This is a genomic window from Rhizobium aouanii (assembly GCF_037002925.1).
Classification (GTDB): domain Bacteria; phylum Pseudomonadota; class Alphaproteobacteria; order Rhizobiales; family Rhizobiaceae; genus Rhizobium; species Rhizobium aouanii.
In genome coordinates, this window is the sequence record NZ_JBAMYD010000015.1 from 61,864 (window position 1) to 88,233 (window position 26,370).

25 protein-coding genes are annotated in these 26,370 nt (G+C 62.1%); 17 read left to right on the top strand and 8 right to left on the bottom strand.

Features of this window, described 5'->3' with window-relative positions:
• Positions 1-62 precede the first annotated feature (62 nt).
• Both ctaD and coxB read right to left on the bottom strand, forming a co-directional pair.
• Complete coding sequence (ctaD, locus tag V8P77_RS24625; RefSeq protein ID WP_335914600.1) at positions 63-1,763, bottom strand: cytochrome c oxidase subunit I; 1,701 nt, start codon at positions 1,761-1,763, stop codon at positions 63-65.
• Between the two features lie 17 nt (positions 1,764-1,780).
• The gene (gene coxB, locus V8P77_RS24630; protein ID WP_335914601.1) at positions 1,781-2,665 is read right to left on the bottom strand and encodes a cytochrome c oxidase subunit II; all 885 of its coding nucleotides are present in this window, start codon (positions 2,663-2,665) and stop codon (positions 1,781-1,783) included.
• 316 nt (positions 2,666-2,981) lie between these two features.
• On the opposite strand from coxB, the gene V8P77_RS24635 reads away from it, so the two are divergent.
• The 3 genes from V8P77_RS24635 to V8P77_RS24645 all read left to right on the top strand — a co-directional run bounded on the left by V8P77_RS24635 (position 2,982) and on the right by V8P77_RS24645 (position 5,937).
• Entirely contained in the window at positions 2,982-3,647 is a 666-nt protein-coding gene (locus tag V8P77_RS24635; RefSeq protein ID WP_205937191.1) for an invasion associated locus B family protein, read from the top strand.
• A 366-nt stretch (positions 3,648-4,013) separates the two neighbouring features.
• Complete coding sequence (gene tldD / locus V8P77_RS24640; RefSeq protein WP_335914602.1) at positions 4,014-5,429, top strand: metalloprotease TldD; 1,416 nt, start codon at positions 4,014-4,016, stop codon at positions 5,427-5,429.
• A 16-nt stretch (positions 5,430-5,445) separates the two neighbouring features.
• Positions 5,446-5,937, top strand: coding sequence for a GNAT family N-acetyltransferase (locus V8P77_RS24645; protein ID WP_335914603.1), 492 nt, complete (start codon positions 5,446-5,448; stop codon positions 5,935-5,937).
• Positions 5,938-6,050: 113 nt separating this feature from the next.
• On the opposite strand, the gene V8P77_RS24650 is transcribed toward V8P77_RS24645, so the two are convergent.
• Both V8P77_RS24650 and V8P77_RS24655 read right to left on the bottom strand, forming a co-directional pair.
• The gene (locus V8P77_RS24650) at positions 6,051-6,368 is read right to left on the bottom strand and encodes a pyrophosphohydrolase domain-containing protein (protein ID WP_335914604.1); all 318 of its coding nucleotides are present in this window, start codon (positions 6,366-6,368) and stop codon (positions 6,051-6,053) included.
• A gap of 98 nt (positions 6,369-6,466) precedes the next feature.
• Entirely contained in the window at positions 6,467-7,750 is a 1,284-nt protein-coding gene (locus V8P77_RS24655; protein ID WP_335914605.1) for a serine hydrolase, read from the bottom strand.
• A 260-nt stretch (positions 7,751-8,010) separates the two neighbouring features.
• On the opposite strand from V8P77_RS24655, the gene V8P77_RS24660 reads away from it, so the two are divergent.
• On the top strand, positions 8,011-9,048 hold the full coding sequence (locus V8P77_RS24660; protein WP_335914606.1) for a polysaccharide deacetylase family protein: 1,038 nt from the start codon (positions 8,011-8,013) through the stop codon (positions 9,046-9,048).
• Between the two features lie 6 nt (positions 9,049-9,054).
• On the opposite strand, the gene pdxH is transcribed toward V8P77_RS24660, so the two are convergent.
• Positions 9,055-9,675: a pyridoxamine 5'-phosphate oxidase gene (gene pdxH / locus V8P77_RS24665; protein ID WP_020048768.1), complete on the bottom strand. Its 621-nt coding sequence runs from the start codon at positions 9,673-9,675 to the stop codon at positions 9,055-9,057.
• 65 nt (positions 9,676-9,740) lie between these two features.
• Between pdxH and V8P77_RS24670 the strand changes: the two genes are divergently transcribed.
• The 4 genes from V8P77_RS24670 (at position 9,741) to V8P77_RS24685 (ending at position 13,252) form a co-directional block, all read left to right on the top strand.
• Positions 9,741-10,199: an RT0821/Lpp0805 family surface protein gene (locus tag V8P77_RS24670; protein ID WP_335914607.1), complete on the top strand. Its 459-nt coding sequence runs from the start codon at positions 9,741-9,743 to the stop codon at positions 10,197-10,199.
• A gap of 277 nt (positions 10,200-10,476) precedes the next feature.
• The gene (locus V8P77_RS24675; RefSeq protein WP_335914608.1) at positions 10,477-11,697 is read left to right on the top strand and encodes a J domain-containing protein; all 1,221 of its coding nucleotides are present in this window, start codon (positions 10,477-10,479) and stop codon (positions 11,695-11,697) included.
• Positions 11,698-11,818: 121 nt separating this feature from the next.
• A complete protein-coding gene (gene fabI / locus V8P77_RS24680) occupies positions 11,819-12,637 on the top strand; it encodes an enoyl-ACP reductase FabI (RefSeq protein WP_335914609.1) in 819 nt (272 codons plus the stop codon).
• A 24-nt stretch (positions 12,638-12,661) separates the two neighbouring features.
• Positions 12,662-13,252, top strand: a complete 591-nt coding sequence (locus V8P77_RS24685; protein ID WP_335914610.1) for a histidine phosphatase family protein — start codon at positions 12,662-12,664, stop codon at positions 13,250-13,252.
• A 249-nt stretch (positions 13,253-13,501) separates the two neighbouring features.
• Here the strand turns inward: V8P77_RS24685 and V8P77_RS24690 are convergent, their stop codons facing one another.
• Positions 13,502-13,762 carry a DUF1344 domain-containing protein gene (locus V8P77_RS24690; RefSeq protein WP_003569889.1) on the bottom strand — a complete coding sequence of 87 codons (261 nt, stop codon included), beginning with the start codon at positions 13,760-13,762 and terminating at the stop codon, positions 13,502-13,504.
• 241 nt (positions 13,763-14,003) lie between these two features.
• Here V8P77_RS24690 and V8P77_RS24695 point away from each other — a divergent pair, with 241 nt between their 5' ends.
• From V8P77_RS24695 to ribB, 3 genes are all read left to right on the top strand, one after another.
• Complete coding sequence (locus tag V8P77_RS24695) at positions 14,004-17,180, top strand: bifunctional diguanylate cyclase/phosphodiesterase (RefSeq protein ID WP_335914611.1); 3,177 nt, start codon at positions 14,004-14,006, stop codon at positions 17,178-17,180.
• A gap of 199 nt (positions 17,181-17,379) precedes the next feature.
• Entirely contained in the window at positions 17,380-18,477 is a 1,098-nt protein-coding gene (aroC, locus tag V8P77_RS24700; protein WP_335914612.1) for a chorismate synthase, read from the top strand.
• 12 nt (positions 18,478-18,489) lie between these two features.
• Positions 18,490-19,593, top strand: coding sequence for a 3,4-dihydroxy-2-butanone-4-phosphate synthase (gene ribB / locus V8P77_RS24705; RefSeq protein WP_020048761.1), 1,104 nt, complete (start codon positions 18,490-18,492; stop codon positions 19,591-19,593).
• Positions 19,594-19,804: 211 nt separating this feature from the next.
• On the opposite strand, the gene V8P77_RS24710 is transcribed toward ribB, so the two are convergent.
• Complete coding sequence (locus V8P77_RS24710) at positions 19,805-20,995, bottom strand: winged helix-turn-helix domain-containing protein (RefSeq protein WP_335914613.1); 1,191 nt, start codon at positions 20,993-20,995, stop codon at positions 19,805-19,807.
• A gap of 336 nt (positions 20,996-21,331) precedes the next feature.
• Here V8P77_RS24710 and V8P77_RS24715 point away from each other — a divergent pair, with 336 nt between their 5' ends.
• The 6 genes from V8P77_RS24715 to V8P77_RS24740 all read left to right on the top strand — a co-directional run bounded on the left by V8P77_RS24715 (position 21,332) and on the right by V8P77_RS24740 (position 25,934).
• Positions 21,332-22,006, top strand: coding sequence for an energy-coupling factor ABC transporter ATP-binding protein (locus V8P77_RS24715; protein WP_335914614.1), 675 nt, complete (start codon positions 21,332-21,334; stop codon positions 22,004-22,006).
• Entirely contained in the window at positions 22,006-22,614 is a 609-nt protein-coding gene (locus V8P77_RS24720) for an energy-coupling factor transporter transmembrane component T family protein (RefSeq protein ID WP_335914615.1), read from the top strand. The genes V8P77_RS24715 and V8P77_RS24720 overlap by 1 nt, the downstream gene beginning before the upstream one ends.
• A 24-nt stretch (positions 22,615-22,638) precedes the next feature.
• Complete coding sequence (locus tag V8P77_RS24725) at positions 22,639-23,202, top strand: biotin transporter BioY (protein ID WP_335914616.1); 564 nt, start codon at positions 22,639-22,641, stop codon at positions 23,200-23,202.
• A gap of 138 nt (positions 23,203-23,340) precedes the next feature.
• Positions 23,341-23,886, top strand: coding sequence for a GXWXG domain-containing protein (locus tag V8P77_RS24730; protein WP_335914617.1), 546 nt, complete (start codon positions 23,341-23,343; stop codon positions 23,884-23,886).
• A 120-nt stretch (positions 23,887-24,006) separates the two neighbouring features.
• Complete coding sequence (locus V8P77_RS24735) at positions 24,007-24,795, top strand: alpha/beta fold hydrolase (protein ID WP_335914618.1); 789 nt, start codon at positions 24,007-24,009, stop codon at positions 24,793-24,795.
• Positions 24,795-25,934, top strand: a complete 1,140-nt coding sequence (locus tag V8P77_RS24740; protein WP_335914619.1) for a PAS domain-containing sensor histidine kinase — start codon at positions 24,795-24,797, stop codon at positions 25,932-25,934. The genes V8P77_RS24735 and V8P77_RS24740 overlap by 1 nt, the downstream gene beginning before the upstream one ends.
• A gap of 130 nt (positions 25,935-26,064) precedes the next feature.
• Here the strand turns inward: V8P77_RS24740 and V8P77_RS24745 are convergent, their stop codons facing one another.
• On the bottom strand, positions 26,065-26,259 hold the full coding sequence (locus V8P77_RS24745; RefSeq protein WP_335914620.1) for a hypothetical protein: 195 nt from the start codon (positions 26,257-26,259) through the stop codon (positions 26,065-26,067).
• Positions 26,260-26,370: the final 111 nt, after the last annotated feature.

The window sequence follows — 26,370 nt, forward strand, 5'->3', positions numbered from 1 at the left end:
CCGTCCTGAATGTCTTACGATCAGGACGCCGTATCGAATGCGGCGTCCTGATATCAGCGCAATTACTTGATGCGCGGAAGCTGTTCCCACTGGTGATACGGCGGCGGCGAAGGCAGCTGCCATTCGAGCGTCGTTGCACCCTCACCCCACGGATTGTCGCCGGCGACACGCTTCCTGGCGAAGGCTTCGAAAACGCCATAGAGGAAGATCAGCACACCGAAGGCCGAGATGTAGGAGCCGATCGAGGAAACATAGTTCCAGCCGGCAAAGGCATCCGGATAATCGATGTAGCGACGCGGCATGCCGGCGAGGCCGAGGAAGTGCTGCGGGAAGAACACCAGGTTGACGCCGATGAACATGACCCAGAAATGCAGCTTGCCGACCAGCTCGTTGTACATGTAGCCGGTCATCTTCGGGAACCAGTAGTACCAGCCGGCGAAGATCGCAAAGACGGCGCCGAGCGACAGAACGTAGTGGAAGTGGGCTACGACGTAATAGGTGTCATGCAGCGAGCGGTCGAGACCGGCATTGGCCAGCTGGACGCCGGTGACGCCGCCGACCGTGAACAGGAAGATGAAGCCGATCGCCCAGAGCATCGGCGTGCTGAACGAGATCGAGCCGCCCCACATCGTCGCGATCCAGGAGAAGATCTTCACGCCCGTCGGAACGGCGATGACCATCGTCGCGAAGACGAAGTAGCGCTGCGCGTCGAGCGACAGGCCGACCGTGTACATGTGGTGAGCCCAGACGACGAAGCCGACGGCGCCGATCGCGACCATGGCGTAGGCCATGCCGAGATAGCCGAAGATCGGCTTCTTCGAGAAGGTCGAGATGATGTGGCTGACCATGCCGAAGCCCGGCAGGATGAGGATGTAGACCTCGGGGTGACCGAAGAACCAGAACAGGTGCTGGTAGAGGATCGGATCGCCGCCGCCTTCCGGAGAGAAGAACGCCGTGCCGAAATTGCGGTCGGTGAGCAGCATGGTGATGCCGCCTGCCAGAACCGGCAGCGACAGCAGCAGCAGGAAGGCGGTGATCAGCACGGACCAGGCAAACAGCGGCATCTTGTGCAGCGTCATGCCGGGGGCGCGCATGTTGAGGATCGTGGTGATGAAGTTGATCGCACCGAGGATCGACGAGGCGCCGGCAATGTGGAGTGCGAAGATCGCAAGGTCGACCGCCGGTCCCGGCGTGCCGCTTGTCGCCAGCGGCGGATACATCGTCCAGCCGCCGCCCGTGCCATAGGCGCCTGCCGGACCTTCGACAAACATCGACAGCAGCAGGAGAATGAAGGCAGGAACGATCAGCCAGAAGGAGATGTTGTTGAGGCGCGGGAAGGCCATATCCGGCGCGCCGATCATGATCGGCACCATCCAGTTGGCGAAACCGCCGATCATCGCCGGCATGACCATGAAGAAGATCATGATCAGCGCGTGCGCTGTCGTGAACATGTTGAACATCTGCTTGGCGCCGTCGACCGCGGCTTCGCCCTCATAGCCATAGACCATCGAGGCCAGGCCGTGGAAGATCTGGATGCCCGGCTCCTGCAGCTCCATGCGCATGGCAACCGACAGCGCGCCGCCGATGATGCCGGCAATGATCGCGAAGATCAGGTAGAGCGTGCCGATGTCCTTGTGGTTGGTCGAGAACAGCCAGCGATTGGCAAAGCTCGGCTTGTGCCCGTGATCGTGATCGTCATGCGCGTGGTCATGATGGGCGGCGTGATCATTTGAATGATCGTCGTGAGCGGAAGGTCCAGCCATTGTCCCGATCCCCTTTATTACTGTGCTTCGGCGACGTTGACGGTCTTTGCGGGACCATCGGTTGCGGCCATGAGTGTCTTGTAGGCGCCGGGCAGGTCGCTGGCGGCTGCGGTCAGCCACTGCTTGTACTTGTCCTCGGAGACGACGCGGATGGCGATCGGCATGAACGCATGGTCCTTGCCGCAGAGCTCGGAACACTGGCCGTAGAACAGGCCTTCGCGCTCGGCCTTGAACCAGGTCTCGTTCAGGCGGCCCGGCACGGCATCGATCTTGACGCCGAAGGACGGCATGGCGAAGGCGTGGATGACGTCGGTCGGTGATGCGGTCACGAGAACGCGGACCGTCTTGTTGACCGGCAGGACCAGCTCGTTGTCGACGGCGAGAAGCCGCGGATAGATCGACTTGTCTTCCTTGCCGGCGGCTGCGCGGTCCTGATCCTTCAGCAGGAAGGAATCGAAAGCCAGCGGGCTTTCGCCCGAACCTTCATATTCGTAGTTCCACTGCCACTGGGTGGCGGTCGCCTTGATCGTCACATCGGGGTTTTCGGGCAGCGTCAGCTGCGCCGTCAGCAGGTTGAACGAGGGAATGGCAAGAAAAAGCAGCACCAGGACCGGCCCCACGGTCCAGGCAATCTCGATCAGCGTGTTGTGGCTCGTCTTCGAGGGAACCGGGTTCGCGCTGGCGCGGAACTTGAAACAGACGACGATGAGCAGGACCAGAACGAAAAGCGTGATCGGAACGATAAACCACAGGGTATATTGTTCGAACCAGTGGATTTCCCGCATGATCGGCGTTGCCGCCGGCTGCAGCGTCGCCTGCCACGGCGTGGGCTGGTCGGCATATGTGCCGGAAGCAAAAAGCAGACAGACCAGCGTGGTCAGGGCTGCATAAGCCTTCTTCATCACCTTAGTATCTCCCTCGAGCGCTTGACCTGCAAAATAGAACGCAGAATCCTTGCCATCTTCAGCGCTTCAAACCACAGTTTGGCATTTGCCGCAACAGGTCAGAGCAATTGTCTATGCGGCATTTTTGCTCAAAGCATAGGCAGGGTGGAACGGCAAAACATCCCAAGTTTTTCATCAGCATATGAAAAAACGGCTTTCCGGCCAATCCGCGCGCGAAACATTCTTTCGCAAAGGTCCAATTTCCGCCGCAGTCCCCCGGTTTTCACGGGGTGGGGCTTTTCATTTTTGGTGGGCAGCTTCAACAATAGCCGCAATGATTCGATATCCAGAGGTTTCCATGGGTTTCCGTTCCCTCGCGCAGTCGCTTCTCCTGACTGCCAGCATCGCGGCCGCAGCGACGACGCCCGTTTTCGCACAGCAGCAACCCACTCCGTCACAGGCCCAGCCCCCGGCTTCCGCGCCGGCGCCGGCCCCTGCTCCGGCGCCGCAACAGCCGAGCGCCGCCAAACCGAATGTCGAACCGGTGCCTGGCCAGACACAGCCGCCGGCGCCGGGCACGGTGAAGTCCAATCATGGCGCATGGTCCGTCGTCTGCGACAAGCCGGCGGGTGCAGCGACCGAACAATGCGCGCTGATGCAGAATGTCATCGCCGAGGATCGGCCGGAGGTCGGGCTTTCCGTCGTCGTCCTGAAGACGGCCGACCGCAAGTCGAAGATCCTGCGCGTGCTGGCACCGCTCGGCGTGCTGCTGCCAAACGGCCTCGGGCTCAATGTCGACGGCAAGGATATCGGCCGCGCCTATTTCGTCCGCTGCTTCGCCGATGGCTGCTATGCCGAGGTCGTGCTCGAAGATGAACTGCTCAAGACCTTCCGCAGCGGCGCCCAGGCAACTTTCATCGTCTTCCAGACCCCGGAGGAAGGCATCGGCATCCCCGTCGACCTCAAGGGCTTCGCCGAAGGTTTCGACGCTCTGCCGTGAGGGCAACCGTCTTCTCCGTGGCCCGCCCCTCATCCGGCTGCCGCCACCTTCTCCCCGCTCGCGGGGCGAAGGGGATATGCCGCAACCTCTCCGTTCCCCACTCACCTCGCGTAAGGCACGTCCCCTCGCCCCGTTTTTACGGGGAGAGGGTTAGGGTGAGGGGCATTTGTTTGCTCACCATCTCGAACAAATCGGCTCCCAAGCTGATTATGTAGAAAGGCCGCGCCGCCACGCAGCGCAAGGCGGTTTGCCGCTCCCATCCCATTAAAAAAGAATAATTCGACGGCAGGGCTTCACTCCTTGTTATATGGAGCCCTATCTAGGGTGTAAGTGCACTCCCGAACGCATGCCCATTGGAGCCCTATCATGAACACCGATCTCCTGACGCTTTTCGATGCCGACGAAGCTACGATGCGCAAGCATGTGGCCGAGGCTCTGTCCGGCGCCGATGACGGCGAACTGTTCATCGAGCATGCGCAGGCGGAAGCGCTGACCTTCGACAATGGCCGGCTCAAGGGCGGCAGCTTCAACACCGAACAGGGTTTCGGCCTGCGCGCCGTTGCCGGCGAAGCGGTGGGGTATGCCCATGCCGGCGATCTCTCGGTGGCGGCGCTGAAGCGGGCGGCCGATGCCGTCGGCGCGGTGACGCGCGGCTATTCCGGCTCCTATGCCGCCGCACCCCAGGGCACCAACAAGAAATTCTACAGCGACGAGAACCCGATCGGTCAGCCGAGCTTCGAGGAGAAGGTCAAGGTCCTGCAGGACATCGACGCCTATCTCAGGGGCAAGGATGACAAGGTTCGGCAGGTGACTGCCTCGGTCGCCGCTAGCTGGCAGGTCGTCGATATCCTGCGCGCCGACGGACATCGCGTGCGCGACATCCGGCCGATGACGCGCATCAACATTTCGGTCATGGTCGGCGAAGGCGATCGGCAGGAGAGCGGCTCTTACGGCCACGGCGGGCGCATCGGCTTCGGCGACTTCATCGCCGAGGGCAGCTGGCAATACGGCGCCGACGAGGCGCTGCGCCAGGCGCTCGTCAATCTCGAGGCGATCGATGCGCCGGCGGGCACGATGGACGTGGTGCTCGGCTCCGGCTGGCCGGGCGTGATGCTGCACGAGGCTGTCGGTCACGGGTTGGAAGGCGATTTCAACCGCAAGAAAACCTCGGCCTTTGCCGGCCTTCTCGGCCAGATGGTCGCCGCTCCCGGCGTCACCGTCGTCGATGACGGCACGATCGACAATCGCCGCGGCTCGATCACCATCGACGATGAGGGCACGCCCTCGGCCTATAATGTGCTGATCGAGAACGGCAAGCTCGTCGGTTACATGCAGGATCGGCAGAATGCCCGGCTGATGGGCATGGTTCCGACCGGCAACGGCCGCCGCCAGGGCTATTCCCATGTGCCGATGCCGCGCATGACCAACACCTATATGCTCGGCGGCGACAAGACGCCGGAGGAAATCATCGCCTCGGTGAAGAAGGGTATTTATGCCGTCTCCTTCGGCGGCGGCCAGGTGGACATCACCTCGGGCAAGTTCGTCTTCGGCTGCACCGAGGCCTATCTGATCGAGAACGGCAAGGTCGGCGCGCCGATCAAGGGCGCGATGCTGATCGGAAACGGCCCGGATGCGATGAAGCGGGTGTCGATGATCGGCAACGACATGAAGCTCGATACCGGCATCGGCAATTGCGGCAAGGCCGGCCAGTGGGTTCCGGTCGGCGTCGGCCAGCCGCATCTGCGCATGGATCAGGTGACGGTCGGCGGCACGCAGACCTGAGGCGAAAGGACCCGTCATGGCGGACGTTGAAATCAGACCCTTCACCGCTGATGACGCCGATGCCGTGCTTTCGGTGATCCTGCCGATCCAGCGCGAGGAATTCGGCATCGATATCACCGCGGATGAGCAGCCGGATCTCAGGGTCATCCCGGATTTCTATCAGTCCGGCAAGGGGCAGTTCTGGGTCGCCGTCAAGGATGGCGCCATCGTCGGCACGGTCGGGCTCAAGGATATCGGCAATAACCAGGCGGCGCTGCGCAAGATGTTCGTCTCAGCTGAAGTTCGCGGCTCCGAGCATGGCGTGGCCGCACGGCTTCTCGATCGGTTGTCTGCCCATGCCAGGGATGCCGGCCTCACCGATATCTTCCTCGGCACGACGGACAAGTTCGTCGCCGCCCATCGCTTCTACGAGAAGAACGGCTTTAGCGAGATCGCCAGGAGCGCCCTTCCCCGCGCCTTCCCGCTGATGGCGGTGGACAGCAAATTCTACCGCTATAAGGTCGGCTGACTTAAGCTGAGGGAGAATCCTGGTGCGGTTGACGAGGGACAGTCTCGCCTAAAGCGCGTCAGATCGAAATGCCGTCGCCCCCCAAACACACTGCGCATTTTCGGCGCGTTGCATCAGCTCTTCGACGTTTGCGCCGGCTGAAACAGCCACTTGCGTTCGATCGCGGCGGCAAGGTCGATATCGTTGTGTCGGGCGAAAAGCAGGAGGTGGCCGAGGACGTCGGCGGCCTCGTCGGCAAGGTCTGCCTGCATATCTTCCGGTGAACGCCCCTTCGCACGACCGCGCCCGGTCAGCCGGTTCCAGGCCTGTGTCAGCTCGCCCATTTCCTCCTGGAGTTTCAGAAGGAACCAATCGGCATCACGCTCGATGCCGTGGGCCGCGACATGGGTGGAGGAAGAAATTTCGAACTGATCGGCGAGACGGCGCAGCATAAACGTTCTCCTTTTGTTTATGGAGGAGACGCTGATTCCCAATGTTTGTCCAGCGTGGGATTGTCCCGCGTGGATTGTCCAGAGTGCTGGAGCGGCGGTCAGCCGTGGTCCGGCAGCAGCATGCAGTCATAGGAGCGCTGCTTCAGAGCGTCGCAGGCCGAGACGGCGGCATCCTTGCTGGCGAAGCCGACGAAGCGGGCGCGATAGATCTTGTTGACCCCCTGCCCGACCGCCTCCGTATAGGGCGAGGCGGAGACGAGCGGTGCGCCGCCTTCCGACTTCGCCTGGGCGAGAAGCGCACGCGCCGCATCGGCGCTCGGTGCGGCCGAGATCTGGATCTGCCAGTCGCCATTGGTCTTCTCTGCCGATGTCTTCGGTGTCTTGCCGGCGTTGAGGATCTCGTCCATCGCGACGGGACGCTCCAGCGGCACGACGGCGTCATCGGCATAGGCAAGGCTCTTTGCTGCGAGATCGTCGGCCGGGCGCGGTGCGTTGAGCGGCACCGGAACATCGGAGGCCTCGGCGGCGGACGCGACTTCGACGGGTTCCCTCGCGCCGACGCTCGCCACCAGCTTTGCGCCGCCAGAAGACGAGGCACGGCCGAGATAACGGTCGAGCAAACCAGCCATCTTGGCGTCGCGGCTGCGGGCGGTGCGGCCGCCGAGCACGACGCCGACAACGCGGCGGTTGCCGTCCCTGACGGCGCTGACGAGGTTGAAGCCGGAAGCGTTGGTATAACCGGTCTTGATGCCGTCCATGCCCTGGTAGCGGTACATGAGATTGTTGTGGCCGCGCACCGTCCGGCCGCGGAAATTGAAACTGGCCGTCGAAAACAGCCGGTATTCGTTCGGATAATTCTTCATCAGCGCGATGGCGAGCGTCGACATGTCACGCGCCGTCGTGACCTGTCGGCCGTCCGGCAGGCCGGAGGCGTTAACGAAGACGGTGCGGCTCATGCCGAGCTGGCGGGCTTTGGCCGTCATCACCCGAGCAAAGCCGCTTTCCGAGCCGGCGAGCTTCTCACCCATGGCGGAGGCGGCATCATTGGCGGATTTGACGATCATGCCATAGACCGCCTCGCGCACGGTGATCGTGCCGCCCGCCTTGACGCCAAGCTTGGTCGGCGGGCGTGCAGCTGCGTATTTCGACATCCGGATCTGCGTGTCCCAGGTGATCTTGCCGCGCTTCAACGCCTCGAAGGTGAGATAGAGCGTCATCATCTTCGTCAGCGAGGCCGGATGGTTCAGCGTATCGGCGTTTTCGGAAGCGAGAACCTTGCCGGTCCGGGCATCGAGGATCAGCGAAGCGTTGCCGGCAAGGGCCGCAAGCGGCGCCGAAACGGCAAGCGTTACGGTCAAAACAGCCGCCAAAAGCTTTCTCATGCACTTTCCCCTCATATGCTGGCCCCTCATACGTTGGCCCTGATGCGCAGCCCTTGATGCGGGCTCTCGGTCAGACCGGCATTTGTACCGTAATGTGACAGAAGCCGTAAGTTTGGCGCGACTTTGAGGCAACGCCTATCATTTTTCTAGTCTTTTCGTCGTCTTGGTAAACAGGAAATGAAAGACCCGTGCCGGATCGGGATTCAGCAAGGCTTAAGTCGCACTTGCTAATTTCCTGAAAGGCAAGGGATAGGCACCGCATGACTGGACAATTCAAGCGATTGGGCAAGCGACTGGCGATCGGCGCCGGGCTCGAGTTTTCCTGGCTGCTCGCCTTGGCCGGGCTGATGCGCGAAGCGCGCGGGCGCGGCGTCGTCTTCACGCTGCATCATGTCCGCCCGCACGTGGCCCAGGCCTTCGAGCCGAATGCGCATCTCGAAATCACTCCCCGTTTTCTCGACGCGGCGCTGCGGCGGCTGCGGCGAGAGGGCTACCGCTTCGTGCCGCTCGATCAGGTGCCGGCGCTGCTAGCGGAGCCCGAGGGTGACAGGCCGTTTGTGGCCTTCACGCTTGACGACGGATACAGCAACAATCTGGAGCATGCGCTGCCGGTGTTCGAGCGGCATCAGGCGCCGTTCACGGTGTTTGTCGCCCAGGGTTTTGCCAAAGCCTCTCACAGCATCTGGTGGGAAACGCTCGCCGTCCTCTTGCGCCGGCCAAGCGAAATCCACTTCGATTTCGGCCGCGGCAGAGAGCGCCTGGCGCTCGACAGCCCGCAGCAGCAATGGCATGCCTTCGACCGCTTTGCCGCCTATATCCACGGCTCCGACGAGGCGCGCGCCGTTGCCGCCATCGATCTGCTGGCGCGCGAAAACGGCATCGAGCCGACGGATATCGTCCGCGAGTTGGTGATGGGGCCTGGCGAATTGCAATGGCTGGCGGCACATCCGCTCGCAACGCTCGGCGCCCATACGATCAGCCATCGGGCGCTCGCCCGGCTGCCGGAAGCCGAAGCGCGAATCGAAATGCAGGTTTCGGCGGATTACGTCGAGGCGGTGACCGGCATCCGTCCCGAGACGATCGCCTATCCCTATGGCACGCCGGAGGCTGCCACCGCCCGCGAGGCGCGCATCGCTCGCAATCTCGGCTTTACCCTTGCGGTCACCACGCAGCCCGGGCTGCCGTCAGCGCGGCTCACCGGCTATCTCCCGCGCATTTCGCTGAACGGCTTCTACCAGAAGCGACGCTACGTCTCGGCGCTCGCCTCCGGCATACCGCTGAAGCTGATGGGCCGGTAAAGCCCGTTACGGGTACATCCTCACCTTGTCCCATTCGCCTTCCGGTAATGGGCGGCGGAATTCGACCCGGTCATGCAGGCGGAATTTCTGGTCCTTCCAGAATTCGATCGAGGTCGGCCGGATGCGGAAGCCCGACCAGTGGGCGGGGCGCGGAATCTCGCCGATGGCATAACGCGCGGTATATTCGGCCACGGCCTTTTCCAGCGCGAAACGGCTTTCGAGCGGGCGGGATTGTTTTGAGGCCCAGGCGCCGATACGGCTGCCGCGGGCCCGCGTCTTGAAATAGGCGTCCGCTTCGGCATCGGTGACGATCTCGACCGGGCCGCGCAGCCTGACCTGCCGGCGCAGGCTTTTCCAGTGAAAGCACATGGCGGCCTTTTTCTGGCCGAGAATTTCGCGGCCTTTCTGGCTCTCGAAATTGGTGTAAAAGACGAAACCGTCGTCGTCGAATCCCTTCAGGAGAACCATGCGGACATTGGGAAGACCATCCTCATCGACCGTTGCCAGCGCCACAGCATTGGGGTCATTGGGCTCGGAAGCCTCGGCTTCTTTCAGCCATTCGGCAAAGAGCTTGAAGGGCTCGCCACTTTCGGTAAAGTCACCGCTTGTTAACTCGTTTGCCGACATATTGGTTCAAATGCCCCGGATTATTCAAAACTCGCCCAGCTTTTGATAACTGGACAGGATGCAGGGTGGAAGTCATAACAAAGTCATCTCGCCATACAAAGGGCCTGCGGCGACGCAGCAGTGTGTTCTTCGTCATCGGCGTCGCGATATTGTCGCTGTCCGGCTGCGTCGGCGGCGGCATGGATTTCCTGAGTGAAGCCAAGGTCGACCGGTCGGTGGCAACCGGCACGGTGCCACAGACGCCGCCGAGCACCGACACGCTTTCCGACGAAATGACCGTGCGCAACGCCGTGACCTCCGCCGACGTGCAAAGGCTCGAGGGCCAACCGCTTCCCTGGGCGAACGCATCGACCGGCAGTGCCGGCGTCATCGATACGATCGTCGAGAACAATGAGTCCGGCCAGGTCTGCCGCCAGTTCCGCACCACCCGCCATTCCTATGTCGGCATCGCCAAATTCTACGGCAAGACCTGCCTCGTCGGCGGCGGCAACTGGCAGCTTCTGAGTTTCCAGCCGGAAAGCTGATCTTCCCCAAGGTCGCTCAAATATTACAGCGTCCTTTGGGCGTTCGAAAAGACGCGGGGGGCGCCCTCCCCAACAGGTTAACGCGTGACCGCTTTCTGCCGAATGCTTAGCAAAGAGCTAACCATTTACCGCAAAACACCCCACATCTCTTCACAGAAATAACAAGTGATTAGCAACTCGGCCCGCAGGATCGGCGTTGAGAGTGGCCGTTCCTGCCTTTGCGGCGGATGACGCCACACAGGTTTTATTGGACGGGGATGCCGGGCAAGGACGAGGCTTGCCGCATCGCAACACCGGCGGTTTTAACATGCGCGATCCTTACAAAATTCTGGGCGTCAAGCGCGACGCGGCAGCAGACGAGATCAAGGCGGCCTGGCGCAACATGGCCAAATCAGCTCATCCAGACCACAATCAGGACGATCCGACGGCGACGGCCCGGTTCGCCGAGATCGGCCGCGCCTATGAAACCCTGAAGGACCCGCGCAAACGCAGCCTGTTCGACAATGCCGTGCGGATGGCGGAAGCCAAAAAGCACGAACAGACGATCATGCAGCAGCGCCAGGCCGCCCGCGAGGCCGCTGTGCGCGCCAAGGCGGCGCAGGCCAATGCCGAGCGCGTGATGGAAGAACTGGCGCGTGCTGCCCAGAAGGCTGCCGCCGACGGCTCCAGACAACAGGCAGGTTCGGCTGAGGCCGCCGACGAGATGGTGGATCGCATTTTCGGCGCCCAGGCCCGGGCTGCAGCCGGCGGCCACGCGCAGGGCCGCGCCCAGCAGACGCAGTACCAGCAGGCCCAAAACCAGCAGACACAAAACGCCGCCCAGGGCGAGGCCGGCAGGCGGGTGGATGGCGATGCCGCCGAGGCCGAAAACAAGGGCGATGAGGAACCGGGCGAAACGGGGCAAAATGCCGCCGCCAACCTGTCGCTGCCGCTCAGCATCCTGACAAACCTGGTGCGCCGTTTCACCGGCGCCAAGGACACCGGCCTGGAAAAAGCGCCGGATGAGGTGACGACGGCGACGGTGACGATCGACGACGTATTGAAGAGCGGCTGGATCACCGCGTCGCTGCCGGAGGGCCGCGAAATCGGCTTCGCATTGCCGGCAGGCACGACCGACGGTCACGAGATCAGGCTCAAGGGACAGGGTTTCAAGCTGCCGGGCATGCAGCGGGGCGACGCGGTCATCAACATTCGCATCGCACCCGATCCGCGTTTCACCGTCGACGGTTTCGATCTGCACGCCGTGTTGCCGCTCAGCATTGAAAACGCCGTGCTCGGGACCGAGGCGCGCATCGAAGGTCCGAGCGGGCCGCTGAACGTGACGATTCCCGCATGGTCCGGCTCCGATAAGACGATCCGGATTCCTGACCAGGGATTGCCCCGCGAAGAGGGCGGCAGAGGCGATCTCGTCGTCGAATTGCGCATTATCTTGTGGGAAAAACCCGACGATAAAATCACCGATCTCATGCGGAGCATGCGCGAAGGCCTGTTCCTATGAAATTTTTATGACATTCGCACCCTTTATTACGATCCCTAACAGTTGATGATCCCGGCCAAGCTTGAACCGATTAACGGCCTATGCCATAGGCAGGATCGATCAGAATCCTAGGGAGCGAAATATGGCTCAAGCATCCGGCCTCATGGCAGGCAAACGCGGCGTCATCATGGGTGTCGCCAATAATCGTTCGATTGCGTGGGGTATTGCCAAGGCCATTCATGCGCAGGGCGGAGAAGTCGCGTTCACCTACCAGGGCGATGCGCTGAAGAAGCGCGTCGAGCCGCTCGCGGCGGAAATCGGCGCGACGCTCGTCGGCCACTGTGACGTCGCCGACGAAGCCACCATCGATGAGGTTTTCGCGAACGTCGAAAAGCTCTGGGGCAAGATCGATTTCCTCGTGCATGCGATCGGCTTTTCCGACAAGGACGAACTGACCGGCCGCTACGTCGATACCTCGGCCGACAATTTCACCAAGACGATGCAGATCTCCGTCTATTCCTTCACCTCGGTCGCACGCCGCGCCGAGAAGCTGATGACGGAAGGCGGCGCCATGCTGACGCTGACCTATTATGGCGCCGAAAAGGTGATGCCGAACTATAACGTCATGGGCGTTGCCAAGGCCGCGCTCGAAGCGAGCGTCAAATATCTCGCCGTCGACCTCGGACCGCAGAACATCCGCGTCAACGCCATCTCGGCCGGGCCGATCAAGACGCTTGCCGCCTCGGGCATCGGCGATTTCCGCTATATTCTGAAGTGGAACGAATATAACGCGCCGCTGCGCCGCACCGTCACCATCGAGGAAGTCGGCGATGTCGGCCTCTATCTTCTGTCCGACCTATCGCGTTCCGTCACCGGCGAAGTGCACCATGCCGACAGCGGCTATCATGTCATCGGCATGAAGGCGGTCGACGCGCCCGACATTTCCGTCGTCAAGGACTAGAGCATTCTGAGCGGAGCTGAGACCGTGCTTATCTACGTGATCAGACACGGCCAGACCGACTGGAATGCCGAACGTCGCCTGCAGGGTCAGAAAGATATCCCGATGAATGCCACGGGCCTGGAACAGGCCCGGCAGAACGGTATCGCGCTTGCCGAGATCCTCGGCGACGCCGTCGGCGAATTCGATTTCGTCGCAAGCCCGCTCGGGCGCACACGCGCGACGATGGAAATCATGCGCACCGCCATGGGCTTGGCGCCGCTTGCCTATCGCACCGATCCGAGGCTGGTGGAAATTTCCTTCGGCGACTGGGAGGGCTCGACGCTCAAGGAGCTGAAGGCGACGCAGCGCGAGCGGGTGGCGGAACGCAATGCCTCGAAATGGGATTTCATCCCGCCCGGCGACGACGCGGAAAGCTACGAAATCCTCTCCTGGCGCACCGGCTCATGGCTGAACTCCGTCGATCGTCCGACGGTCTGCGTGACGCATGGCGGCGTCATTCGCACGCTTTTCCAGACCATCGCCGATCTGCCGAAGAGCAGCGCTGCGGAAGGTGCGATCCCGCAGGACCGGATCATCCGGATCGAAACCGCTGAGCGGACGATCGCCTGGCTGTAGACATCGCAGGGCGCTAGGTCGGATTGGGGATAGGAGCGAGTTGTCGGTCCAGGAGATTGCCGAGACCTGCCCCTCATCCGGCTGCCGCCACCTTCTCCCCGCTCGCGGGGCGAAGGGATATGCCGCAACCTCTTCGTTCCCCACCAACCTCTCGCAGGGCACGTCCCCTCGCCCCGTTTACGGGGAGAGGGTTAGGGTGAGGGGCAGCCATCTGCGCGTACCTCACCCGATCATTCTCCAGAGAACCGGCTATTTGACGATGTCGAGATCGTTGATGACGCGCTTGCCGTCGACCTCGGTATAGAAGACGATCACCTTCACGCCGGCTTCGAGGCCGTCGAAATTGAACTCCTCGGGCGCCTGATATGTCTTGCCGTCGTCGAGCGTCAGGACGAGGTTGGCCGTGTCGACCTTCTTGATCGTCGCCTCGACATCGGCGCTCTCGGCAAAACCGCTCATTGGTGACAGGAAGCTTGCTGTTGCCAAAAGCGTGGCGACGACGAAACGCATGGCGACAATCCTTTAAGACGCTGCACGAGAACATGACCGGCCACAGATAAGCTCCTGAATATGGCGAAAATTGCCCGTAAGAATGGCTTTTCCCGCCCAATTGATGAATAGGATTTTAAATATAATCAAAATGCAGCGTTAACCCGCGCTTTTCCTTTCCCGCGATCTCTCGGCGTCGAAGGGGGGCAATCGTAAATTAACCCGCGCGCCCTACAGTTGCTCGTCAACATGGGGGTTCATTTTGTTATCCAGGCTCAGCGACAGCAAGCAGTTGCGGCGCGTGTTGAAGAATAGCCGCGTCTCGTTTCTGGTTTCGTCGCTTGTCGCCCTGGTCGTCATCATGGTCGGCTTCGGGCTCGACCAGGCCAATACTGCGTCTCATGTGCGCGAACTTCATATCCGCACCGAAAACGAGACAAACCTCATCCGCGCCCGGGTCATGGCCGAGATCAATATGGACCTCAGCGTCGTCCGCGACCTGACGAACCTGATCTCCGTCAGCGCGGCAAATGGAGAGGAGATGGAACGCCAGATCAACTGGCTGCTGATCCAGAATCCGTCTTTCATTCATATCGCCGTCGCGCCCGATTTCATCATCCGCGACATCCATCCGCCGCAATCCGGCAATGAGCGGGTCGGCCGCGACGTGCGCGAGGTTCTTTTCTTCCGCCAGTCGATGACCGCCGCGGCCGGCGACCAGTCGGCGCGTTTCTACGGCCCGATCAGCACCGACGGCCGGGACGCCTTTGCCATCTTCTTCCCGGTTTACGTCAAGGAGAATGGTCAGCGGCGGATCTGGGGGGCGGTCGAAGTCGCCATCGACCAGACAATGTTCTACCAGGCGACCGGGCTGATGCCGGCACGCGACCGCGAAAACCAGGAGCGCTATCCGCATCTCGGCCATCTTTCGATCGCCATTCGCGATATCGGCGCGCCGACTGCCAAAGCTCCTCCCCCGGCGCCGTTCTTCGGGTCCTCCGATATCGACGGCAAGGATCCGATGCGCCAGAAGATCGGTTTTGCCGGCGGCAAATGGGAGCTTGCCGCCGTCCCGAACAGCGGCTGGGACGCGATTCCTGAAAACCGCACCGAGCTGCGGCTGATCATCGTTGCCGCCGGCTTCATCATCATCGTGCCGATCTTCTTTGCGACCATGCTGCTCGGCGAGCGCAATCGCAACATCAACGCGCTGGAGACGCGCGAGGCAAAACTGCTGGAACTGTCGCAGCGGCTCAACCTGGCGCTGGAATCCTCCAATATAGGCATTTGGGAGCTGCAGGATTATTCGAACAGCCTGCACTGGGACGCGCGCGCCGCGGCCCTGCACGGCAAACCGGCGCAAGAAGGAAGCCGGGCGCTCGACGAATGGCTGGCGGCGATCCTGCCCGAGGACCGCGACACCGCCGAAGTACATTTCTTCAGCTGCAGCATTGCGGGTGCCGCCTGCACGGCGCAGTACCGCATCCTGCTCGGCGATGGCGGCATCCGCCACCTGCGCTCGGTCGGCTCGTTCTATACGGATGCCGGCGGCATCAGCAAGACGATAGGCATTGTCTGGGACGTGACCGCAGATGCGGAGACCACCGATACGCTGCGCAAGGCCAAGGATATGAGCGAGGTCAAGAATGCCGAGCTGGAGCTGGCGCTTGAAGAGCTCTCGAGCCGCGAGGGGCAGCTCGCCGAGCTTTCCAGCCGGCTCGACCTGGCGCTCGATTCCTATCAGTGCGGCATATGGGAGGCTCGGCCGGGCCTCGGCGGTTCGATCTGGAACGAGCGGATGCACGAGCTCTATGGGTTGACGCCGCGCAACGGCTTCATGACAGAGGAGACCTGGCTTGGCTGCATCCACCCCGAGGATCGGGCCTTAGCGCTCGAAAGCGCACGCCACTTCAAGAAGAACGGCGACACGCATATCCTTGTCTGCCGCGTGCTCGTCGACGACGGCTCGGTGCGTTATGTGCGCTCGGTCGGCAAGGTCCACCAGACGGGGACCGGCGAGATGAAGATCATGGGCATCGCCTTCGACGCCACTGAAGACGTGCTGATGACGATCCGGCTGAAAGCGGCCAAGGACGAGGCAGTCGCCAAGAATATCGAGCTCGAGCTCGCCAAAAACAGGATCGAGCATAATTCGCTGCACGATCCGCTGACGGCACTCGCCAATCGCCGCAAGCTCGACATCGCGCTCGAAAATCTCACCCAGGACGGTCGTCAGCAGCGGCAGAAATTCTCGATCCTGCATATCGATCTCGACCGCTTCAAGGACATTAACGACACACTCGGCCATGCCGCCGGCGACGCGATGCTGGTGCACGCCTCGAAGGTGCTCGCCAAGAATGTCCGCGGCAGCGACGTCGTCGCGCGCATCGGCGGCGACGAGTTCGTCATCCTCGCGCTTGACGTCGGCGACAAGGAGATGGCGCAGCTTTCGACCCGGATCATCGAGGAGATGCGCCAGCCGATCGATTTCCAGGGCTTCTCCTGCCGCTGCGGCGTGTCGATCGGCATTGCGCTCGCCAACGGCATCCATGTCGATGCGCGCAAGGTGCTGATCAATGCCGATATCGCGCTCTACCGCGCAAAAAGCATGGGCCGCAACCGCTTCGAATTCTTCAATCACAATCTCCAGGCCGATATCATCAACACCAAGCGCACCGCCGACGAGATCCTCGCCGGCATTGACAATGGCGAATTCACCGCCTGGTACCAGCCGCAATTCTGCGCCCGGACGATGGAGCTGACGGGCGTCGAGGCGCTGGTGCGCTGGAAGCATCCCTCCAAGGGATGGCTCGCTCCCGACAAGTTCCTGCGCATCGCCGACGAGATCAATGTCGTGCAGATGCTCGACCGGATCGTGCTGGAAACGGCGCTGCGCGACAAGGTGCGCTGGACGGCGCTGGGCATTGCCGTGCCCAAGGTCTCGGTCAATGTGTCGGCGCGGCGGCTGCATGACGGCAGCCTGTTGGAATCGCTCGCCGATCTGCATATCCGCCCCGGCGAGATTTCCTTCGAACTGGTGGAATCGATCTTCCTCGACGAGAGCGAGGAGGTGGTCTCGCAGAATCTCGAGCATATCAAGGCGCTCGGCATCGATATCGAGATCGACGATTTCGGTACTGGCCATACCTCGATCGTCAGCCTGTTGAAGCTGAAGCCGAAGCGGCTGAAGATCGATCGCCAGCTGGTGCAGCCGATCGTCAATGCCTCGCAGGAGCGCGCACTCGTCAGCTCGATCATCGAGATCGCCCGCTCGCTCGGCGTCGAAACGGTGGCCGAAGGGGTGGAGACGGCGGCCCATGCCGCACTGCTGCGCGATCTCGGCTGCGATATCCTGCAGGGCTACGCCTTCTCGCGGCCGCTCTCCTTCGACGATTTCACCAACGAAGCCACAGGAACGGGGTGGCGGCTGGCGTCCTGATCGGCGCCTGCCGATCGACTTCGCCCTGGCCCTCTCCGCCTGCGCAGAAAGAGTGGCGGCAAGATGCGCCGCCCGCCCCTGGCAACGAACGGAAACAGCGCAAAGAAAGGCTTTTGCCTCGGCGGTTTTTTTGGCCTATGAGTGTCGCGCCTTTTCAAGCAATGGCGCGATCGGCTTTGGCGCGCCACCGTGGGAACACATGTCGCACAATACATTCGGTCACCTCTTCCGCGTAACCACCTGGGGCGAAAGCCATGGTCCGGCGCTCGGCTGCGTCGTCGACGGTTGCCCTCCGGGGCTCAGCTTCAAGCTCGAGGACCTGCAAGTCTGGCTCGACAAGCGCAAGCCCGGCCAATCCCGCTTCGTGACGCAGCGGCGCGAGGACGATCTGGTGAAGGTACTATCAGGCGTCATGCTCGACGCCGACGGCGAGACGATGACGACCACCGGCACGCCGATCTCGATGCTGATCGAAAACACCGACCAGCGCTCCAAGGACTACGGCGAGATCGCCCGGCAGTACCGCCCGGGCCATGCCGATTATACCTATGACCTCAAATACGGCATTCGCGACTATCGCGGCGGCGGCCGCTCCTCGGCGCGCGAGACTGCCGCCCGCGTTGCCGCCGGCGGCATCGCCCGCCTCGTAGTGCCAGGCGTCACGGTCCGTGGCGCGCTGGTGCAGATCGGCAAACACAAGATCGACCGCCGCAACTGGGATTGGGATCAGGTCGGGCAGAACCCGTTCTTCTCGCCCGATGCCGCGATCGTGCCGGTCTGGGAGGAATATCTCGACGGCATCCGCAAGAACGGTTCCTCGATCGGCGCCGTCATCGAAGTGATCGCCGAAGGCGTGCCGGCCGGCCTCGGCGCGCCGATCTATGCCAAGCTCGACCAGGATATCGCCTCGCTACTGATGTCGATCAATGCCGTCAAGGGCGTCGAGATCGGCAATGGTTTTGCCGCCGCCGAAACCTCAGGCGAAGACAATGCCGACGAGATGCGCATGGGCAATGACGGCGCGCCGATCTTCCTTTCCAACAATGCCGGCGGTATTCTCGGCGGCATCTCCACCGGGCAGCCGGTGGTGGCGCGTTTTGCCGTCAAGCCGACCTCCTCGATCCTGACCGAACGCCAGTCGATCGATGCGGAGGGCAAGAATGTCGATATCCGCACCAAGGGCCGGCACGACCCCTGCGTCGGCATCCGCGCCGTGCCGATCGGCGAGGCGATGGTCGCCTGCGCCATCGCCGACCATTATCTTCGCGACCGCGGCCAGACCGGCCGTCTGAAATAGGAGCGCTCGCCCATGTCTTATGACCAGAAGCGCGTCGTCGACGCCATCCGGGCCTTCGAGGCCGGCGAGATCGTCGTCGTCATGGACGACAATGACCGCGAGAACGAGGGCGACCTGATCGTCGCCGCCGTGCATTGCACGCCCGAGAAGATGGCCTTCATCGTGCGCCACACCTCCGGCATCGTCTGCGCGCCGATGCCGAAGGAAGAGGCCAAGCGCCTCAACCTCAACGCCATGGTGGCGGAAAACGATTCGGCCCATACGACGGCCTTCACCGTCTCGGTCGATTTCAAGCACGGCACGACGACCGGCATCTCGGCCGACGACCGGACGCTGACGGTGCGCAACCTCGCCAATCCGAATGTCGGCGCTTCCGATTTCGTCCGTCCCGGCCATATCTTTCCGCTGGTTTCACGCGAAGGCGGGGTGCTAATGCGCTCCGGCCATACGGAAGCCGCCGTCGACCTCTGCAAGCTCGCCGGCCTGCCGCTGATCGGCGTCATCTCCGAGCTGGTCAATGACGACGGCACGGTGACGCGCGGCCCACAGGTGGTCGACTTTGCCGAACAGCACGGGCTGAAGCTCGTCTCCGTCGCCGATCTCATCGCCTATCGCCAGCGCAAGGAAACGCTGATCGAACTCGGCACCAGCTTCGACATCGAGACGCCGTTCGGCAAGGCCAAGGCTCATACCTATTCCCTGCCTTGGGATCCGATGCAGCATCTCGCCGTCGTCTTCGGCGACATCCGCGACGGCGTCGACATCCCGGTGCGCTTGCATCCGGAGAATGTCGCCGAAGATCTGTTCGGCAAGAACAGCCCGGTCGATTTCTACATGCAGAAGATTGCCGAGCAAGGCCGCGGCGTCATTGTCTATCTGCGCGAGGGCTCCGTCGGCGTCGGCCATACCGACAATGGCCGCAAGGCCCGCAACCAGGGCCGCGAGGCCCATGCCGAAGCGCAGACCCGCGACAGCGAATGGCTGGAAATCGGCCTCGGCGCGCAGATCCTTAAGGATCTCGGCGTCAGCTCGATCAAGCTGCTGACCAGCCGCGAGCGCCACTATGTCGGCCTCGAAGGTTTCGGCATCAAGATCAGCACGACGGAGATCTGCTGAGGGGGCCGGCAAGCACGGAAAAAGACCCCTCCCCAACCCCTCCCCACAAGGGGGAGGGGCTGCCGTGTGGCGCCCGTCGAGCTTCATTCCTCGCCGTGCAGCATGTGGCGTATTTTGGTGGCAGTACCGTGCCGCGTGTTAGTCCCTCCCCCTTGTGGGGAGGGGATGGGGAGGGGTTTTCGCACAGGATGCTGCTGCTCCGGCGAAGGCTTTAACCCCTCCACCCGTCCAGAAACACCACCTTCTCCACGCCGGCAAACCGCGCCAGCCGCTCCAACTCCGCTTCCAGCCTCTCCAGCCGCCCGGCTGACGGCTTGACGCCGGGTTCCAGCCAGAGCCGCTTGACATCGAGCGTCGCTTTCTTTCGATCCGCCTTCATGTCGATGCGGCCGATCAGCCTGTCGCCTTCGAGCAGCGGGAAGACGTAATAGCCATATTCACGCTTCGGCTCGGGCACGAAGACTTCAATGCGGTAGAAGAAACCGAACAGGCGTTCGGTGCGGTTGCGGTCGCGGATCATCGGGTCGAAGGGGCTGAGCACGCGGATGCGGGGCGGAGCGCCGGGGTAAGTGTCGAGCGTCGAGAGGAAATCGGCAAAAGCCCAGGATGGGCGCGCCTTGCCGCCGAGTGCCGGTTCGATCAGCACTTCGGTCAGCTCGTCGCGATGGGCTGATACCCAGGCCTTGGCTTCATCGGGCGAGACCAGGTTCCAGAAGGCCGATATCTCGCCATGGGTGGCAAAACCGAGGCGGTTGAGCGCGCTGCGGCAGGCCCAGTCGACGAATTCTTCGCGGCTCACTTCCGGCTCGCGGAATTCGGCCGGAATGACCCGCTCGGTGAGATCATAGATCTTCTGGAAATTCGAGCGGCCGGCGATGGCGAGCTTGCCGGTGTGCCAGAAATATTCGAGCGCCGTCTTGTTCGGATGCCAGTTCCACCAGCCGCCGGAAACGTGGCCATCGGCCTTGACGTCGCGCGCCAGCATCGCGCCGTCGCGCCGCACGCGCTCGTAGGTCTCCTCGAAAGCCGCCTCGAAGCCCTCGCCGCGCCACTTGCGCCAGCGCTCGATCAAGACCTTCTCCTGATGGCGGAACTTGTGCTTCCAATAAACGAAGAAGGCGCTTGGCAAGATCGAGGCATCGTGTGTCCAGTGCTCGAACAACGCGCGTTCCTTTTCGAGCAGCGCCTTCAGATGTTCGCGCCTATAGGTCTGATTGCGGGAAAACAGGATCTGATGATGCGCCCGCTCCACCGTCTGGATACTGTCGACCTGGACGAAACCCAGTTCGTGGATGAGCTGCAGCAGGCCGGCCTTGGTCAAGGCGCGGTTCGGCGGGGCGCTGAGGCCCTGCTTGGCAAGGAAGACACGGCGGGCGTCGGAATTGGAAAGCAGATTCGTCATGACCGCATCATAATCCGGAAAATCTTCCTAGCCACCCGATATCGACAGCGACATTTGCGCTTTCATCATCCTCGATTCCCCGTGTAGAAGCACTGCTGTCAGGTTGGCGCCAATGGCTGCCCCTCACCCTAACCCTCTCCCCGCTTGCGGGGAGAGGGGACGTGCCAAACGCAGCGTCGAGAGTAAAGGAAGCCGGTGCGGCATATCCCCTTCTCCCCGCGAGCGGGGAGAAGGTGCCGGCAGGCGGATGAGGGGCAGGCGGCGATCTCATTGGGCAAGACGTATACCACGCTGCGAAACGTCGGCAGCAGGATCGCGTGGATGCGAGGGATTGGTTTGGATATTCGTTTCGAAGGTGCCGGGGTCAGTTTCGGGGCACGGGTGGCGCTGCAGCCGCTGACGCTTGGCATCAGTGGAAAACGCATCGGCGTCATCGGGCTCAACGGTTCGGGCAAGACGACGTTCGCGCGGCTCATCAACGGGTTGGCCAAGCCGTCGGTCGGCCGCGTCACCGTCAACGGCCGCGACACGAGCGATGAGAAGACTGCCGTGGCGGACGTCGGCTTCATCTTCCAGTCGCCGCAGAACCAGATCATCCTGCCGATCGTCAAGGACGACATCGCCTTCGGGCTGAAGCGGCGCGGCTTCACCAAGGCGGAGATCGAGGCGAAGGTCGAGGGCGTGCTGGCCCGCTTCGGCGCTGAGGCGCTGGCCGATCGCCGCGCCCACGAGCTTTCCGGCGGCGAGTTGCAGGTGGCCGCCCTCTGCTCGGTGCTGGCAACGGGGCCAGGCATTCTGATCCTCGACGAACCGACCAACCAGCTCGACCTCAAGAACCGGGCGCTCGTCGAGAAGATCATCGCCGGGCTGCCGGAAAGTGCCATCATCATCACCCATGATCTGGACCTGATCGCCGATTTCGAGCGGGTGCTGCTGTTTCATGAAGGGCAGCTTGCCGCCGATGCGCCGGCCGCCGAAGCGATCGCCCGCTACAAGGAGATCGCCGCCTGATGCAATCGCTCTATGTCGAAGGCAACAGCGTGATGCACCGGCTTTCGCCGCGGGTAAAGCTGTTGTCGCTGACGATCTTCGGCGTGGTGCTGTTCATCAGCGGGAACCTGGTTCTGCTCTCGATCGCCGTGCTGCTGACGGCGGCTCTCTACCGGATGGTCGGCCTGCCGTTTGCGGATGGGCTCAGGCGGCTGCGGCCGATCTTCCTGACGATCGCGGTCGTCGCACTCTTCAACCTCATCTTCAATCCCTGGCAGGAGGCGCTCGTGCCCCTGCTGCGGCTGACGGCGCTGATGCTGCTTGCCGCCACCGTGACGGCGACGACGTCGATCGCTGAGTTCATCGACGAGGTGACGGCGCTTGCCCGGCCGCTCGAACGCACCGGCTGGGTGCAGGCCGACGATATCGGCCTGGCGCTGGGGCTGGTGCTACGTTTCGTGCCGGAGATCGTCGGCCGTTATCAGGCGATCCGCGAGGCGCATCAGGCGCGCGGACTGAAGGTCCGGCCGACGACCATGCTTGCGCCGCTGATCATCCTGACGCTCAGGGATGCGGATAATATCGCCGCGGCGATTGACGCGCGCGGCATTCGGCGGCATGTGAGTTAACGATCGATAAACACGGATTTCATGATGAGCACTCGCGATCTCGTTCTTACCGCCCTCTTGGCCGCGATCATCGTGGCGCTCGGCCTGCTGCCTCCAATCTCGCTCGGCTTCATTCCGGTGCCGATCACGGCGCAATCCCTCGGCGTCATGATGGCCGGCGTCGTGCTCGGCGCCCGGCGCGGCGCGATTGCCGTGCTGATCGTGCTGGTGCTGGTGGCGATCGGCTTGCCTGTGCTTTCCGGCGGCCGCGGCGGGCTTGCGATCTTCGCCGCACCGACGGCAGGCTTCCTCGTCGGCTGGATCTTTGCCGCCTTCGTCACCGGCTATCTCAGCGAGCGGATGGTCAACCATCAGCAATCCGGCCTGGTGCAGACGGTGAGCTTCTTTCTCGCCGCCATGATCGGCGGCATCGTCGTGCTCTACGCCTTCGGCATTGCCTATCTGGCGACCGCCGCCGGCCTCGGCTTCCAGAAAGCCTTCGTCGGCTCAATGGCTTTCATCCCCGGCGACGTGATCAAGGCCTTCATCGCAGCCCTGCTCGGCCGCGCCGTCATGGTCGGCTATCCCCTGCTGCCGTCGCGCGCCTGAGGCGTAAGCCGGTCTTCTCCGGCGAAATGCCGCAACGGCCCCTGCGGGCCGTTGCGCTTAAAGACGTAAGCCCTTCACCAGCAGTCGCTTCCGGCCCGCTAATGCGGGAACTTCCGAACCTTCTTTTCATTTGTCGCAATGAACATCCGTGAAGGAGCAATCGTGCGAGGCGATCAGCAGGAGGAGATGGCTGCCTGGTTTCGGTCGCTGGAGCCCGTCCAGCCAAAGGAGATGGTCGGCCTTTGGAGCGGAGTCGGTATTCCGTCGGGTCATCCGCTGGATGGCGTGCTCGAGAATCTCAACTGGTTTGGCAAGCGCTTCCATTCCGACATGCGAGCGGACGCCCTGCTCTTCAGGTGGAGACCGGGCCGGCTCGTGCCGATCGAGCCAAATTTCTTTCCTATCGGGCTGGCGATCAAGATGGCGCCCTTTGGCCGGACGTTCGTTGCGCGCAACTTGTTCTCCTATCTGCAGAAGCTGCTTCGAGCGAGAGGCACGACAGCTTCGTTGCAGCTTCGGACCCTAGACGGCATCGACACGGCTGCGATGGTCTACGACAAACAGCCGATCGTGGACTACTTCCGGAGGATCGACGATGACGAGATCGCCGGGATGATGTGCGTGCGCGATGACCCTCGACGGTTGTTCTTCAAGCTGCGACGGGTGACGGGTCCGGGCGCATAACAGCGACTTGGGCCGCCGCCTCTGAAAACAACGCGGCAAAGCCATCGAACTGGTTGTCTGGCTGATCTTTCCCGTTCTAAAACAGCCGGAACATGTTACGAAAGCAGGGAAGAGGGCGAGATGACCGTCATCGATCGAAATCATGTTCAAGTGCGGGGCGATGGCCAGCGTGCGATGATCTTTTCGCATGGATTCGGGTGCGACCAGAATATGTGGCGCTTCGTGGCGCCAGCCTTTAAGGACGACTTCAAGACGGTGCTGTTCGATCACGTCGGCGCCGGACGATCCGATCTCGCGGCTTATGATGCCCAGAAGTATTCGTCATTGGCGGGTTATGCCGATGACCTCGTGGAAATCTGCCGCGCGCTTGGCCTGACGCAAACGGTCTTCGTCGGGCACTCCGTCAGCGCAATGATCGGCGTCGTGGCATCGCTGAAGGCGCCGGAGCTGTTTGAAAGCCTGATCCTTGTCGGACCGTCGCCGCGCTATATCGACGACGGTGACTATCTCGGCGGCTTCAGCGCGGCTGACATAGACGAACTGCTGACATCGTTGGACGACAACCATATGGGCTGGTCTGCCGCCATGGCGCCGGCCATCATGGGCAATCCGGATCGGCCGGAACTCGGCCAAGAGCTGACGAACAGTTTCTGCCGCACCGATCCGGAAATCGCCAAAGCATTCGCACGAGTGACATTCACGTCAGACAATCGCAACGACCTGCCGCACGTGACCGCCAGAACGCTGATCCTTCAGTGCCGCGACGATATCATCGCCTCCGAGAAGGTCGGCGACTTCGTCCACCGGCAGGTCCCGAATAGCCAATTGGTGGTGCTGAACGCGAGTGGCCACTGTCCTAACCTCAGCGCTCCCGACGAGGTCATATCTGCAATCCGGCGGTTCGTCTGATGACTGCAATCGACACGCAAAGTTCCATGCCGGCGGAAGACCTTGAAGACTTGTACGAAAACGCGCCCTGCGGCTATCTTTCGCTGCAGCCGGACGGGCGCATCGTAAAGGTCAACAGAACGCTGTCCACCTGGATCGGCATCCCTGCCGAGCAACTCCTCGGCAAACGACTTCACGACCTGCTCAACACATCGGGCCGGATATTTTACGAAACCCATTTTGCGCCTTTGCTGCGCATGCAAGGATTTTTCAACGAGGTTGCCCTCGACCTTGTCACAGTGGACGGCAGAACGCTGCCTGTGCTCGCCAATGCGATGGAAAGACGGGCGGAAGACGGTGCCCTGCTTTTCACCCGCGTGACGATGTTTCAGGCTGCCGAGCGTCGCCGTTATGAACGGGAACTGGTCGAGGCGCGCGCCGCGGCGGATGCTGCCGGCGCCAGCATCAAATCCAAACTCGACTTTGAACGGGAAACCGCCGAATTGCGGGAAGAGTTCATCGCTGTCCTCGGCCATGACCTGCGCAACCCGCTTGCCTCGATTGCTGCGGCGGCGCGCATGCTGCGAAAGGAAGAGCAGACCGATCGCGCGATCAAAGTTCTCGACTTGATGCAGGGCAGCGTCGTTCGCATGTCCGGCCTGATCGACAACGTCCTCGACTTCGCGCGCGGACGATTGGGTGGCGGCATCACGCTCGAGAGGCAAGCGGAGCATCTCGAGCCGCTCTTGCGGCAGGTCATCGAAGAACTCCGCTTCAGTCATCCCGACCGCGCAATTGAGGTGACGATCGAATTCGACGGGCCGATAAACTGCGACAGCGGCCGGATCGGCCAGTTGGTGTCCAATCTTCTGGGAAATGCCCTGACCCATGGAACGCCGGAAGAACCGGTGCGGCTATCGGCGGCAACCGTCGACGGAAAACTGGAGCTTTGGATCGCTAACGGCGGCGCTCCGATTTCCAGCGAGGCGATGACACGGCTTTTTCAGCCTTTCTTCAGAGGCGAAGCCGGCACAAGTCAAAGAGGATTGGGGCTGGGTCTGCACATCGCGTCGGAAATTGCCCGCGCCCATGGCGGGACGATCACGGTCAGTTCGGACGACAAGGAGACGCGCTTCGCCTTTGTGATGCCCTTGGATTGACCGGAGCGCACGCCGCGCCGGCATGGGCCGACTATCCGGTTGATTGCCGTCTCGGCAGCCGGCAGCCGGGAATCTGGGCAACAAAAAACCGCCTTGAGGCGGTCGGGCATTCCATCGATTTCAGTTTGATCTAGTCTCCTCCTCCACCATCTCCGCCACCGCCATCACAGCCGCCTGAGGCATCGAACCAGCCTCCACCTCCATCGCCGGAGCTTCCTGAACTGCCCGACCTGCGCTTGGTGTTCGCGGTGGTCTGGACGGTGCGTCCTCGTGCTGCCCGGGTGATCAAAACCAGGACGAAGCCTGCGATGAGCATGGTAGTCATGACAAAAATATCCAATCGGTCTCCCTTCGTTTGTTCCAGGAAATCTCGTTTCCTGATTAAAATAGTAGATTATTTTCCCGCTCCCGGAAATAGCCTGAATATGAAACTTTC

Coding starts and splice junctions, on each gene's coding strand:
- ctaD (WP_335914600.1), bottom strand. CDS start 1,763: ATGGCTGGACCTTCCGCTCACGACGATCATTCAAATGATCACGCCGCC.
- coxB (WP_335914601.1), bottom strand. CDS start 2,665: ATGAAGAAGGCTTATGCAGCCCTGACCACGCTGGTCTGTCTGCTTTTT.
- V8P77_RS24635 (WP_205937191.1), top strand. CDS start 2,982: ATGATTCGATATCCAGAGGTTTCCATGGGTTTCCGTTCCCTCGCGCAG.
- tldD (WP_335914602.1), top strand. CDS start 4,014: ATGAACACCGATCTCCTGACGCTTTTCGATGCCGACGAAGCTACGATG.
- V8P77_RS24645 (WP_335914603.1), top strand. CDS start 5,446: ATGGCGGACGTTGAAATCAGACCCTTCACCGCTGATGACGCCGATGCC.
- V8P77_RS24650 (WP_335914604.1), bottom strand. CDS start 6,368: ATGCTGCGCCGTCTCGCCGATCAGTTCGAAATTTCTTCCTCCACCCAT.
- V8P77_RS24655 (WP_335914605.1), bottom strand. CDS start 7,750: ATGAGAAAGCTTTTGGCGGCTGTTTTGACCGTAACGCTTGCCGTTTCG.
- V8P77_RS24660 (WP_335914606.1), top strand. CDS start 8,011: ATGACTGGACAATTCAAGCGATTGGGCAAGCGACTGGCGATCGGCGCC.
- pdxH (WP_020048768.1), bottom strand. CDS start 9,675: ATGTCGGCAAACGAGTTAACAAGCGGTGACTTTACCGAAAGTGGCGAG.
- fabI (WP_335914609.1), top strand. CDS start 11,819: ATGGCTCAAGCATCCGGCCTCATGGCAGGCAAACGCGGCGTCATCATG.
- V8P77_RS24690 (WP_003569889.1), bottom strand. CDS start 13,762: ATGCGTTTCGTCGTCGCCACGCTTTTGGCAACAGCAAGCTTCCTGTCA.
- aroC (WP_335914612.1), top strand. CDS start 17,380: ATGTCGCACAATACATTCGGTCACCTCTTCCGCGTAACCACCTGGGGC.
- ribB (WP_020048761.1), top strand. CDS start 18,490: ATGTCTTATGACCAGAAGCGCGTCGTCGACGCCATCCGGGCCTTCGAG.
- V8P77_RS24710 (WP_335914613.1), bottom strand. CDS start 20,995: ATGACGAATCTGCTTTCCAATTCCGACGCCCGCCGTGTCTTCCTTGCC.
- V8P77_RS24720 (WP_335914615.1), top strand. CDS start 22,006: ATGCAATCGCTCTATGTCGAAGGCAACAGCGTGATGCACCGGCTTTCG.
- V8P77_RS24725 (WP_335914616.1), top strand. CDS start 22,639: ATGAGCACTCGCGATCTCGTTCTTACCGCCCTCTTGGCCGCGATCATC.
- V8P77_RS24730 (WP_335914617.1), top strand. CDS start 23,341: ATGAACATCCGTGAAGGAGCAATCGTGCGAGGCGATCAGCAGGAGGAG.
- V8P77_RS24735 (WP_335914618.1), top strand. CDS start 24,007: ATGACCGTCATCGATCGAAATCATGTTCAAGTGCGGGGCGATGGCCAG.
- V8P77_RS24740 (WP_335914619.1), top strand. CDS start 24,795: ATGACTGCAATCGACACGCAAAGTTCCATGCCGGCGGAAGACCTTGAA.
- V8P77_RS24745 (WP_335914620.1), bottom strand. CDS start 26,259: ATGACTACCATGCTCATCGCAGGCTTCGTCCTGGTTTTGATCACCCGG.